Here is an 11766-nt window from a genome sequence, read left to right as displayed (position 1 = left end):
GCGCGGGCGGGCCGGACTTAGAAATCCAGCATCCTGCCCGCCTGCACCCGGTGCTCTGCGTGGCTGACCTGGAAACGCCGGTTCTCTGCGCAGACGAACACCACCACCGCCAGGAACACCCACAGCATGCAGACCCACAGCGGGGTGGCGCTCCGCAGCCAGCCCTGGATGGCGGCCGCAGCCATGGTCAGGCCGAAACCGCTGGCGAACGCATGCCGTCCGCGTTCCGAATGGGCGAACACCGCCGCCGGCACCGCGGCGGCCACCGCGACGAGCGACACCGCCAGCGCATGGCCTTGCCCGTTCCAGCCGGCGGCGGCGAAGACCAGCTGCAGCGTGTAGACCAGGGCGAACCCGGCGAAGAAGCCCAGCGGCATGTCCGTGGCGATGCGCTCCGCCCGGTTGCGGGCGGTATGCCGGTTCAGCTGGTGCACCCCGTACAGCGCGATCCCGGTGGCAGCGCCGGAGACGGACGCGGCGGTCCAGGGCAGGAAGCCGGAAGCGAGCGTCAGCGCGCAAGCCATCAGGGCCGCGGCGCTCAGCGCGTAGATGCCGGAGGCGCGCTGCCGGCGCGAGGACAGCTGGGCGGGCAGCGCGCTGAAGACCGCGCTGCCGATCAGCGTGATCCCGATGACCGGCCAGATTACCGCATGCACCAGCCCGGTATCCAGCAGGCTGGCCTGGCTGCGGCCGTCCATCCCGGCGCCGAAGGCCAGCGCGGTGGCCAGCAGCAGCATCCCGGACAGCGCGAACAGCCCGGCGCGGGCCTTGTCGAAGGGTTCCACCGCGGGGTTGGGCCGCAGGTCCGGGGGCGTGTAGGGCAGCTCGAAGGCGGGCCTGCGCGCGGATTCGGTGATAGCCCGCTGGGCGGAGCCCACCAAGGTGCGCAGCTGCATATTGGGCTGTGGCTCGGCCATGGCATACCGTCCTTCGTCTGGCCCGTGCATGGGTGTGCAACAGCCTAGGATAAATACGCCGAAGTGAGAAGGGGCGCTATGCGGCCGGAGCTTCGCGCAGGCGCTGCGCGGAACTGAAGCTGCGCGGGGTCCCGGTGAGCGGATCGATGAAGGAAATGGTGTGCGCCAGCAGCTGCAGGGGCCGGTCGTAGTCGTCCGGAGCCAGGTCCCACAGCCGCGGGTAGAAGGCGTCGTTGACGATGCCCAGGCCCAGCGAAGCCAGATGGATGCGCAGCTGGTGGGTCTTGCCCGAGTGCGGTTCCAGGTCCATCAGCGCCACCTCGGTGCCCGCGTGGAAGCCGGCGCTGCGGCCGATGGCCTGGACATTGATCAGCGTCTGCGCGTTGGGTTCGCCGTCCTCGACGATCGAGCGCAGCTGGCCCTTGACCTTGGACATGCGGTTCTCATAGGTCATCGGCATGCCGGCCAGCAGGGCGCGCAGTTCTTCGGCGGTGCGCACCTGGTTGTGCTCCCCGTTGGCCTGCAGCACCACGCCGGTCTCCAGGCCCTCGCCGGGGGCCAGTGCCACCACCGCCTTGTAGCGCTTGGCGATCTCGCGGCGCTCGAAGAGCATCTGGTAGGCACCGCGGGTTTCCGGGTTCACGGCGAAGAGGATCACCCCAGCGGTCGCCCGGTCCAGCCGGTGCATCGGCACCAGGTCGTCGATGCCGGTCTGGTTGCGCAGCCGCACCAGCGCGGATTCCTGGATGAACTTCCCGCCCGGGGTGGTCGGCAGGAAATGCGGCTTGTCCACGACGAGCAGGTGCTCGTCCTGGTGCAGGATTCTCGCGTCGAAGGGGATCGGGGTCTCCACCGGCAGCGAGCGGTAGTACCAGATGAACTCGTGCTCGCCCATCGGGGTCTGCCGGTTCAGCGGCACCCCGCCCAGGCCCACGATCTCGCCCTCGTCAAAGCGGCGCAGGATGCCCTCGGGGTCCACGTGCCCGAAGCGTTCGAGCAGATACTGCGACACAGTGTCCCACGAACCGGTGCTCGGCAGGTGCAGACGGGTGGCGTTGACGCCGTTGCGGACGGGGAGGGGAGAAGCCATGGCCATGGCTCCCATTCTTTCACCTTTGCCGGAAGGCCGCTGTCCTCAGGTGTTCCGGGCGGGCTGGCAGGACGGACAGAAGTAGCAGTCGCGTTCCAGGCCCGAATCCTCGGCCGCGATTTTCAGCAGCAGGATTTTCTCGCCGCAGCGCAGGCAGGGACTGCCGGCGCGCCGATACACCCAGTAGGGCTCGCGGGTCCGCGCCACCCCGGTGGTGACCCGGCGCGGACGGTCCTTGTTGACTTCCAGCAGGCGCTGCGACATCTCGATGACCTTCCCGAGGTTCACGACCTGTCCGATCGGCGTCAGCGGGTGCAGCCGGGTGAGGAACAGGACTTCGCAGCGGTAGACGTTGCCGACCCCCGCCATCAGCCGCTGGTCCAGCAGCGCCTCGCCGATCCCGCGGTGCGGGTGCGCCCGGAAATTCTCGATCGCCAGTGGCGCATCCCAGTCCGTACCGAGCAGGTCCGGGCCCAGATGGCCGACCAGCTGCGTTTCCTCGGCGGTGGGCACGAGCTTGACCTGGGCGATGTCGAAGCCGACGGCGGTGACGCCGTCGAAGGAAAGCACAACCCGGGCGGTGTGCGCCGGCCGCCGGAAGCGTTCACCCTGCCCGTAGAGATCCCAGCGCCCCTCCATGAGCAGGTGCGAGTGCAGGGTCAGCGGCGGCTGGTTGAACTCCGGATCCGCCGTGGCAGGCGGTTGCAAGTGCATGAGCAGGTGCTTGCCCCGAGGGACCACCTCGGCCACCGCGTACCCGGCCAGGTCCACCGTGGACAGCGACGGGACCCGGAAGTCCGAGCGCAGGATGCTTTTCCCGGCCAGCGCGCGGTGCAGTCTTGCGGTGGCCCGGTAGACGGTATCGCCTTCCGGCATGATGGAGCTCCTTTGCTGTTGCCGGACGCCGGGGAAGGCACCAGGGTGTCCAGGCTACCGCCGGAAGCGGATGCCCTGCGGGGTCGAGTAGAAGCCGGCGCCCAGCAACGCCGCGGCCGCCGGGTGCTCCTGCACCGGATCGCCGTTGACCGTGGCGATGGCGATCTTGTCCACCGTGGCCCGGCGCAGCGCCGTGACCAGCCGGGCCGCCAGCAGCGCCCAGGCCTGCTCACCGGGTTCGCCGAAGGCCAGCACGGTGCGCCCGCCGCGTTCAAGGTACAGCACTAGTTCGCCATCCAGCATTCCCACGATGGCCCCGGCCTTGCGCCCTGGGCGGTGCCCGGTCTGCGTGGCCGGCCACGGCAGCGCCGCGCCGTAGGGGTTGGCCGGGTCGGTAGCGGCCAGCACCACGGCTTCGGGCTGGCGGCGCGGGTCATCGGGCAGCACGAAGCCGCGCAGCCGGTCGATGGTGTTGGAGGTGGAGAACTGTGCGGCGCCCAGCTTTTCGATGAAGTAGCCGCGACGTGCATGCCCGGCCTCCTCCAGCTTGGACAGCACCCGGTACAGCGCCCCGAAGCCCCCGGGCACCGCCTCGGCGGCCACCGAGCCGCGGGTCAGCACCCCGTAGCGTTCAAGCATGATCTCCGCGGTGGCGTGCGCGGCGATGGTCGGGTCCTGCACCGGCTCGGGCAGGCGGGCCCAGCGCGCGGAGCCCCGGGTGCTGCGCGCAGGCACGCCGCCCTGTTCGCGGGCCATGCGCGTCAGCCCGGAGAGCCGGTTCAGCCTCGCGGCACGGGCCCGCGGGGCGGGTTTGGCGATCTTGTGCGCGGTGCTCCCGCCGGCCAGGTAGCCGCGCACCGGCGCCAGGGTGTCCGGGGAGATGAACCCGGCCCAGAACAGCTGCCAGCAGGCCTCGGTGATCTCCTGCTCGCCCGGCGGGCGCCCCTCGCCGGGATGGATGCGGGCGGCGATCTCCTGCACGAAGTACGCCCCGGTCGGGTCGAAGGATTCGAGCACCCTGCGGGCCAGCGCATCCAGCGGCGCGGGGTCCGGGACCGGCAGGCTCAGCGGGGCATGCTCGGCGGTGTGCAGCGAGAGCCAGCCGTCCTTGCCTCCGGCCGCGCCGGCGCCGCAGATCAGCACGTCCCCGGAACTGGTCAGCTCGTCCAGCCAGGCGCTCTGGTAGCCGGGCAGCCGGGCGGGCAGCACGAAGGACTCCAGCGCGGAGGCCGGGATCTCTGCCCCGGCCAGCTGCATCGCCGCCTCGTAGACCCCCTCGCTGCCCTCCAGCCGGGAGCCGACCTGCTGCCAGGCCGGCAGGAAGCGTGCGAAGGCCGGCTGGTCCACCGGCTCCACCTCGGCGCGCAGGGCCGCCAGCGAACGGGTGCGGATGGTGCGCAGCACCTGCACGTCGCAGTACTCGTCCCCGCCCACGCCTTCGGGGATCAGCTCCACCGGGCGGAAGGCGCCCAGCGCGAGCCGTCCGGCGGCTGTCATGGCATCCAGCACCGGGCGAAGCACCGCCACGCCCAGGCCCAGCGCCCCGGAGATCTCGGTGAGCGTGAACGGGGCGTGGGTGCGGGCGTAGCGCGAAACCAGGTCCTCGATGGGCCCGGCGGCGGGTTCCAGGAAGGCGGCCGGGATGCCGGTGGGCAGCGGGGTGCCCAGCGCGTCGCGCAGCTTGGCGGCGTCCTCGATGCCCGCGTAGGCCAGCTGCCCGCCGAGGCGCAGGGCGAACGCGCGCCGGGTGGCGACCAGGGATTCGGCGTGCGCGCGGGCCGCAGCCTCGGCCAGCGGTGCCTGGTCATCGGCGGGGTCGCGCAGGCGCTGCGCCAGCTGCGCGGCGGTCAGCGGGCCCAGCAGGCGCAGCAGGTCCGCGGCCCCTTCCATGCCGCTCAGCCGCCGCTTCGGGTCCAGATGCTGCAATTGGGCGGTCAGCTGCGCGATGACCTGCGAATCAAGGATCTCGCGCACGTCGTTGCGGCCCAGCAGCTCGCCCAGCAGCACCGGGTCCAGGCTCAGCGCCGCGGCCCGGCGTTCAGCCAGCGGAGCGTCGGATTCGTAGAGGAACTGCGCCACGTAGCCGAAGAGCAGCGACTGCGCGAAGGGCGAGGGCAGCTGCGTGGTGACCTCCACCAGCCGGATGGCGCGCGAGGACACCCGGGAGAGGATCCCGGTGAGCGCCGGCAGGTCGTACACGTCGTTGAGGCATTCGCGCACGGTTTCCAGGATGATCGGGAAATCCGGGTAGTTGCGGGCCACATCCAGCAGCTGGCTGGCGCGCTGGCGCTGCTGCCACAAGGGGGTGCGCTTGGTCGGGTTGATGCGCGGCAGCAGCAGCGCGCGGGCCGCGCATTCGCGGAAGCGCGCAGCGAACAGCGCCGAGTTGGCTACCTGCCCGGTGACCACGTCCACGATCTCGTCGGCCTCGAAGGCGAACAGCTCCGCCCCGGGCGGCTCGTCGTCCATGGCCGGGATGCGCAGCACGATCCCGTCGTCGGCGGCCATCGCGGAGGCGTCCAGCCCCCAGCGTTCGCGCACCCGCGCGCCGACGGCCAGCGCCCACGGGGCGTGCACCGCCAGGCCGAAAGGCGAATGCAGGATGACCCGCCAGTCGCCCAGCTCGTCGTGGAAGCGCTCCACCACGAAGGTCTGGTGGTTGGGCACCTGCCCGGTGGCCTCGCGCTGCTCGCCCAGGTAGTTCAGCAGGTTCTGCGCCGCGAAGGGATCCAGCCCGCCGGCGCCCAGGACCGCGGCGGCCTCTGGGCGATCGCGGGCCAGCAGGTCGGTGGTGAATTCGCCCAGCGCCGCGCCCAGCTCCACCGGGCGTCCCAGCCCGTCGCCGTGCCAGAAGGGCAGCTTGCCGGGCTGGCCGAAGGCCGGGGTGACCAGCACCCGGTCGTGGGTGATGTCCTCGATGCGCCAGCTGGTGGCGCCCAGCGCGAAGATATCGCCCACCCGGGATTCGTAGACCATCTCCTCGTCCAGCTCGCCCACGCGCTTGGGGGCCTTGTCGTCCTCGGACCCCGCCAGGAAGACGCCGAACAGCCCGCGGTCCGGGATGGTGCCGCCGGAGATCACCGCCAGCCGCTGGGCTCCGGGGCGGGCGGAGAGCACCCCGGCATCCCGGTCCCAGACAATGCGCGGCTTGAGCGTGGCGAACTCGTCCGAGGGGTATTTGCCGGTCAGCATGTCCAGCGTGGCCAGGTACACGCTGCGCGGCAGCTGCTGGTACGGGGCGGCGCGCCGGACCGTGTCGAACCAGGCCTCCACTTCCAGGTCCTCCATGGCCACCGCCGCCAGGGTCTGCTGCGCCAGCACGTCCAGCGGGTTGGCCGGGATGGCCATCTTCTCGATCTTGCCGTCGCGCATGCGGGTGACCACCAGCGCGGTGGAGAGCAGGTCGGCGCGGTGCTTGGGGAAGAAAACGCCCTGGGAGACGGATCCGACCTGGTGCCCGGCGCGGCCCACGCGCTGCAGCCCGGAGGAGACGGAATTGGGCGATTCGACCTGGATCACCAGGTCGACCAGCCCCATGTCGATGCCCAGTTCCAGCGAGCTGGTGGCGACCACCGCGCGCAGCCGGCCGAGCTTCAAATCCTCCTCGATCGCCGCGCGGGCGTCCTTGGACACCGAGCCGTGGTGGGCGCGGGCCAGCAGCGGCGCCTCGGGATCCGCAGCCGCGGTGGAGCCGGCCTGGGCCATCATCACCGCGGGGGAGGAGGACAGCGGGTTTTGAACCGCGAAGCCCTCGCGTTCGGCATAGATTTCATTCAGCCGGCCGGTCAGCCGTTCGGCCAGCCGCCGGGAGTTGGCGAAGATGATGGTCGAGTGGTTCGCCAGCACAAGGTCCACCAGCTGGTTCTCCACATGCGGCCAGATGCTGGCCGCGGCGGCGGGCGAGGACCCGGGGCCCAGGTCGTGGGCGGCCGCCGCGGAGGGCAGATCGGTCATGTCCTGGACCGGAACCCGCACCTCAAGCTCCCACTGCTTGGTGGATTCCGGCCGCACGGTGTGCACCGGGGCGGATCCGGCCAGGAAGCGCGCGACCTCCTCGGGCGGCTCGACGGTGGCGGACAGGCCGATGCGCTGCGCCGGGGCGGCGAGCAGGGCATCCAGCCGTTCCAGCGACAGCGCCAGATGGGTGCCGCGTTTGGAGCTGGCGATCGCGTGGATCTCGTCGATGATGACCGTATGCACCTGGGACAGCGTGGTGCGCGCCTTGCTGGTCAGCATGAGGTACAGCGACTCGGGGGTGGTGATCAGGATGTCCGGTGGATTGCGCAGCAGCTGCCGGCGCTCGGCGGCGGGGGTGTCGCCCGAGCGCACGCCCACCGAAACCGAGGGCTGGGAGAGCCCCAGCTCGTGGGCGGTGGCGCGGATGCCGGCCAGCGGGGAGCGCAGGTTGCGCTCCACGTCCACGCCCAGGGCCTTGAGCGGCGAAATATAGAGCACCTTGGTGCTGCTGCCCGCCGGATGGTCGCTGTCCTGGTCCATTCCGGGCAGGGCCGGGGCGTCCAGTTCCGCGTGGTGCAGCCTGTCCAGCGCCCAGAGGAAGGCCGCCAGGGTCTTGCCGGAACCGGTGGGGGCGATGACCAAGGTGTGGTTTCCCTCGGAGATGGATGTCCAGGCGCCGACCTGTGCGGTGGTCGGCTCGGTGAACACGTCGGTGAACCACTTCCGGGTGGCCGCGCCGAAGCGGGTAAGGACATCGCTCATGGAATCGATCCTACGTTCTGGGACGGACAGCTGGAGGGTTATTCGCCCTCGGTGATTTTGCGCAGCGCCGCAACATGTTGCACGTAGGCTGTGCGCCCCTTAACGGTCAATGAGACGCGAACATGACTGCGGCCCAACTTGGCGAAGCGTTCTATTTCGACGTATCCGGCGTCTGCGAGCTGTTTCAGATGTTTGCTCAGCACTGAAACGGCAACGTTCAAATTTTCCTTGAGGTGCGCGAACTCGGCCCATTGGACTGGTGCGAGGCTCGCGCAGATCCGCAGGCGCAACGGAGCGTGAATCAGTTCATCAAAGCGAGGTTCAGCAGGCTTGCTCACTGCCGTCCTCCACGCGTTCCTGTGCCAGCGAAGCACGCATTTTGCGGGCTAGGGCCCCGAGGATTGCACAGCAGACAACCATCTTTCCAACGGCTTCGAACCAAGTAGATGCCTCCCACATCTGCAGGAACATCGTGGTCAGAATGCACACCAACAGGTAGCCGCCAAATGCTGTCGAGTTGCCGGGCAGTGGCCGCTGCTTGGCACGTTTGCGTAGAAAGACAGCCAACCAAATAATCAACGGAATGAATAACGCGAAAAGCGAATACAGAACCTGGTCTGGAACGAGACCGTCGATACTTGTCAGCGCACTGACCAGCAGGACTGCACAGGTGGTGAATCCGCGCGGAGAGTTGCTGCTTTGAATCATCTTATGAGAGGCAGCCTGTGCGTCGGCAAGCAGGTCGGCGGCCTCGTGCTTGGTCAGGTTCGCGCGTTCTTGCGGGTTCATTCTCCCTCACTTTCCGTTGCGGAAAGTCTTGTCTTTCCAAGATGGAAAGTCAAGAGGATGTGGAAATTTAAACGTGGTGGTACTTTCCGCCGGCCAAGATGTCCTGCGCGCGGTACAGCTGCTCGGTGAGGATCAAGCGCACCAGTTGGTGCGGGAACACCAGCTTGGACAATGACCACGTGAAGTTCGCCCGCGCGTGGACGGTCGGGTCCACGCCGTAGGCGCCGCCGATGATGATCACGACATTGCGGGAGGAATCGATAGGCGCGCGCAGGGTATTGGCCAGCGCGGGGGAGTCGACGTTCTTCCCGCGCTCGTCGAGCAGCACGACGAAGTCGCGGTCATCGATCTTGGCCAGGATGCGGGCCGACTCCTCGGTGCGCGCCGCATCGTTTTCCCGCGCAGAGTGGGAGAGCAGCTGCCATGAGAGGTCGAAGGGTTTCTTCAATCGCTTCTCATAGCGGGAGATTCCCTCGTCCACCCAAGACTCATGCTTTTTGCCGACGGCCAACACCTTGATTGTCATGGTTCCATTCTTCCGCATGGCCGACGGACAGCGAATGCAAGGGATCTGTGGATACGATGGAGACCATGCGATCTTCATGGTTTTTCCGCCCAGGCCAGCGATCACGCGGCGTGCAGGCGTTGTGGATCGCCTTTGGGCTCATCGTGGCGCTGTTTTATTTCACCCGGCGGATGCTGCTCTCACTCAGGATCGGGGGCTGGTCCACGGACGTTGACCTGCCGGTTGAGCAATGGGTGCTGGCGCACCAGGACCCCGTGTGGCATTCGATTGCCTATGGACTGTATCTCTGGGGGTCCACGCCCGGCATGACCCTGACCATGGTTGTCCTGACTGCCATCATTTGTTTCTGGTCGCGCAGCTGGTGGCCGTTGGCGACCGTGGCCTTTACCGCCCTGGGCTCGGTGCTGCTGACCATCGTGCTCAAATCGGCACTGCAGGTTGCCCGCCCAGCCGGGGTTCCCGGGGGACCTGCGCCTCCGGACTCCTATTCATTCCCGAGCGGCCACACCCTCAACGCAGCGGCCTTAATCGGCATTGCTGCCTACTTGGCCATCGTCTACGGGTTGAGGCGCTACGCCTACCTGCTGGGTGGCATTGCGGTGCTCTTTGTTGCGGCCATGGGAGCATCTCGTATCTACATTTCCCACCATTGGCTATCCGATGTCCTTGTCGGGTTGCTGATCGGCGCTGGCTGGGCCGCTGTCGTGGCCATACTGCACTACTTCTTCGTTCCAACGAAGAGGATTCGCCAATATTCATAGATCATTGAACATCTTCGTGCAGATGTGACATTAACTTCAAACATGCTTCTGACATCGCGGGCCAAGAGTTTGGCCCGCGATGCCCTGTCGTGGAGCGGGGTGCTCGATGTTCCGCACCTTCATGGTTCCGGGGCGGCGCCTTCATGCACGTCAGTCCGCGGATCCCCGGGACGCAATATATTGTTCAACAATCCAATGGAGAATCGAGCCATGGGTGCGGGGGCCAGCAGGCGTGCCCCTGCCTGTTCCAGCGACTGAGAATTTGCCGAGCTTCTTTCTCATTCGGTGAGAATTCCGATTTGTCCTCATCGCGGGCATGACCGAACAATGGTTCATTGTGCCTGCTTCCGCCCGTTGGCGGAATCGCACCCAAGAAGTTGTTCGCGGCCGTCTCCGGCCTCTCGATGAAGGTGTCATGAACGTAAGGAAAGAGGCTGAATCGCAGACCGCACGGGTTTTGTGGATTCTCTCTGCATTGGCGAAGGTTCCGCAGGCAAGTGTGCGCGAATTGTCCACGGAAACGGGTATTCCGGTGAGCTCGGTGTACCGCCTGCTGGACCACCTGGTGTTCTCCGGATTCGTGCACAAGACCTCCTCCGGGCACTACGGCGCGGGAGCCGCAGCGGTGCAGCTTGCCGAACGCTACTGGGACTCCAGCCTGGACTCCGGAACCGTCACTCCCTACCTGCGCCAGCTGGCCCAGGACACCGGTGAGCTCGCCGCATTCATCGTGGCCCACGGGGCCGAATCGGTGTGTGTTGAATCGATTGATTCATCGCAGCTGCTGCGGTGCAGCTACACGGTCGGAACCACCCAGCCGTTGACCCTCGGCGCCTCGGCGACGATGCTGCTGACCTATATGTCGGCCGAGCAGCGGGCTGCGGTCCTCGACTTCCACGAGGTGGACGACGCGACCCGCCAATACGTCAACAGCGCCTGCGCCACGGCCCGAGCCTCCGGCTATGCGGTCAGCCTCTCCCAGGTCGAAGAGGGCGTCTGGACTGTCAGCGCTCCGGTGACCGACATCGACGGAGACGTGCAAGGGGTGGTGAGCCTGATGGCTCCGGCCCACCGCAGCTTGGAACGGCAAGCCGAACTGATCCAACAAACCTGCAAAACCGCACTGAGCCTGAGTGGAGGAATCAAATGACCTGGAAACAGGCAACCGGCTGGACCGGACGCAACGATGGACCTGGTCCGGAGCATGCCCGCTGGCACAACACCATCCAGGCTTGGACCGACGGAGCCGAGCCCGGGGCTGTGCTGCTGGGCTTCGCCAGCGACGAAGGAGTACGCCGCAACAAGGGTCGGGTGGGTGCGCGCGACGGGGCGCAGGCCCTGCGCGCCGCGCTGTCCTCGATCGCGCTGCACGAACCGATCAGGCTTTACGACGCCGGCGACATCGAGGTTGACGGCGAGGATCTGGAAGCCGGCCAGGACGCGTTCGCGGATGTGCTGGCCCGGCTGCTGCGCGAGGGACACTTCACCGTGGGTCTCGGCGGTGGCCACGAAATCACCTTCGCCAGCTACGCCGGACTGGCCCGCGCCCTGGGCGAGGACTCCAGCTGGAGCCTGGGCATCATGAACATCGACGCGCACTTCGACCTGCGCGAGGCTCCGCTGCCGAGTTCCGGCACCGGTTTTGCGCAGATCGCCAAGGCCCAGGCCGCCGCCGGACGCCCCTTCCGCTATGCCGCCGTGGGCATCAGCGAGGCGGCCAACACCAAGGTGCTTTTCGACCGCGCCGCCGAGCTGGGTGTCGAGGTGCTGCTGGATACCGAATGCCATTGGGGCAACCTGCCTGCGGTGCACGAGTTCATCGCGAACTTTGCGGGTTCGGTGGACCACCTGTACCTGACCATCGACCTGGACGCGCTGCCCGCCAACGTGGCCCCGGGCGTCAGCGCCCCAGCCGGCTTCGGCGTGAGCCTGGAAGTGGTCCGCGAGATCATCCTGGCCGCCGCCCGCAGCGGCAAGCTCAAGCACGCAGACATTGCGGAGCTCAACCCTCTCTTTGACATCGATCAGCGCACTGCCCGCACCGGCGCACGCCTGCTCAATGACCTGATCTTGAACCGAGGTTAAGAT

10 protein-coding genes are annotated in these 11766 nt (G+C 67.7%); 3 read left to right on the top strand and 7 right to left on the bottom strand.

The window, feature by feature from the left end; all coding sequences use genetic code 11:
• Positions 1 to 17 precede the first annotated feature (17 nt).
• From IEY43_RS09780 to IEY43_RS09750, 7 genes are all read right to left on the bottom strand, one after another.
• Positions 18 to 917: a hypothetical protein gene (locus tag IEY43_RS09780; RefSeq protein WP_188948416.1), complete on the bottom strand. Its 900-nt coding sequence runs from the start codon at positions 915 to 917 to the stop codon at positions 18 to 20.
• A gap of 76 nt (positions 918 to 993) precedes the next feature.
• Positions 994 to 2007, bottom strand: a complete 1014-nt coding sequence (locus IEY43_RS09775; protein WP_188948415.1) for a pseudouridine synthase — start codon at positions 2005 to 2007, stop codon at positions 994 to 996.
• A 45-nt stretch (positions 2008 to 2052) separates the two neighbouring features.
• Positions 2053 to 2883, bottom strand: coding sequence for a DNA-formamidopyrimidine glycosylase family protein (locus tag IEY43_RS09770; protein WP_188948414.1), 831 nt, complete (start codon positions 2881 to 2883; stop codon positions 2053 to 2055).
• 54 nt (positions 2884 to 2937) lie between these two features.
• Entirely contained in the window at positions 2938 to 7602 is a 4665-nt protein-coding gene (locus tag IEY43_RS09765) for an ATP-dependent helicase (protein ID WP_188948413.1), read from the bottom strand.
• A 38-nt stretch (positions 7603 to 7640) separates the two neighbouring features.
• A complete protein-coding gene (locus IEY43_RS09760) occupies positions 7641 to 7940 on the bottom strand; it encodes a transcriptional regulator (protein WP_188948412.1) in 300 nt (99 codons plus the stop codon).
• Positions 7924 to 8391: a hypothetical protein gene (locus tag IEY43_RS09755; protein ID WP_188948411.1), complete on the bottom strand. Its 468-nt coding sequence runs from the start codon at positions 8389 to 8391 to the stop codon at positions 7924 to 7926. Before IEY43_RS09755 ends, IEY43_RS09760 begins: the two co-directional genes overlap by 17 nt.
• A gap of 67 nt (positions 8392 to 8458) precedes the next feature.
• A complete protein-coding gene (locus tag IEY43_RS09750) occupies positions 8459 to 8917 on the bottom strand; it encodes a 23S rRNA (pseudouridine(1915)-N(3))-methyltransferase RlmH (RefSeq protein ID WP_188948410.1) in 459 nt (152 codons plus the stop codon).
• A 65-nt stretch (positions 8918 to 8982) separates the two neighbouring features.
• On the opposite strand from IEY43_RS09750, the gene IEY43_RS09745 reads away from it, so the two are divergent.
• The 3 genes from IEY43_RS09745 to hutG all read left to right on the top strand — a co-directional run bounded on the left by IEY43_RS09745 (position 8983) and on the right by hutG (position 11763).
• Positions 8983 to 9678 carry a phosphatase PAP2 family protein gene (locus IEY43_RS09745; protein WP_188948409.1) on the top strand — a complete coding sequence of 232 codons (696 nt, stop codon included), beginning with the start codon at positions 8983 to 8985 and terminating at the stop codon, positions 9676 to 9678.
• Between the two features lie 415 nt (positions 9679 to 10093).
• Positions 10094 to 10828, top strand: a complete 735-nt coding sequence (locus tag IEY43_RS09740) for an IclR family transcriptional regulator (RefSeq protein WP_188948408.1) — start codon at positions 10094 to 10096, stop codon at positions 10826 to 10828.
• Positions 10825 to 11763: a formimidoylglutamase gene (hutG, locus tag IEY43_RS09735; protein WP_188948407.1), complete on the top strand. Its 939-nt coding sequence runs from the start codon at positions 10825 to 10827 to the stop codon at positions 11761 to 11763. The genes IEY43_RS09740 and hutG overlap by 4 nt, the downstream gene beginning before the upstream one ends.
• Positions 11764 to 11766: the final 3 nt, after the last annotated feature.

Source organism: Glutamicibacter protophormiae (assembly GCF_014647495.1).
GTDB classification, from domain to species: domain Bacteria; phylum Actinomycetota; class Actinomycetes; order Actinomycetales; family Micrococcaceae; genus Glutamicibacter; species Glutamicibacter protophormiae.
Note: the sequence above shows the minus strand (reverse complement) of the source record. Positions and strands in the feature narration are given on the sequence as shown.

Bases quoted from the DNA above. Each gene is read 5' to 3' on its own strand.
- IEY43_RS09750 (WP_188948410.1), bottom strand. From the start codon at position 8,917: ATGACAATCAAGGTGTTGGCCGTCGGCAAAAAGCATGAGTCTTGGGTG.
- IEY43_RS09740 (WP_188948408.1), top strand. From the start codon at position 10,094: ATGAACGTAAGGAAAGAGGCTGAATCGCAGACCGCACGGGTTTTGTGG.
- IEY43_RS09745 (WP_188948409.1), top strand. From the start codon at position 8,983: ATGCGATCTTCATGGTTTTTCCGCCCAGGCCAGCGATCACGCGGCGTG.
- IEY43_RS09755 (WP_188948411.1), bottom strand. From the start codon at position 8,391: ATGAACCCGCAAGAACGCGCGAACCTGACCAAGCACGAGGCCGCCGAC.
- hutG (WP_188948407.1), top strand. From the start codon at position 10,825: ATGACCTGGAAACAGGCAACCGGCTGGACCGGACGCAACGATGGACCT.
- IEY43_RS09765 (WP_188948413.1), bottom strand. From the start codon at position 7,602: ATGAGCGATGTCCTTACCCGCTTCGGCGCGGCCACCCGGAAGTGGTTC.
- IEY43_RS09780 (WP_188948416.1), bottom strand. From the start codon at position 917: ATGGCCGAGCCACAGCCCAATATGCAGCTGCGCACCTTGGTGGGCTCC.
- IEY43_RS09775 (WP_188948415.1), bottom strand. From the start codon at position 2,007: ATGGCTTCTCCCCTCCCCGTCCGCAACGGCGTCAACGCCACCCGTCTG.
- IEY43_RS09770 (WP_188948414.1), bottom strand. From the start codon at position 2,883: ATGCCGGAAGGCGATACCGTCTACCGGGCCACCGCAAGACTGCACCGC.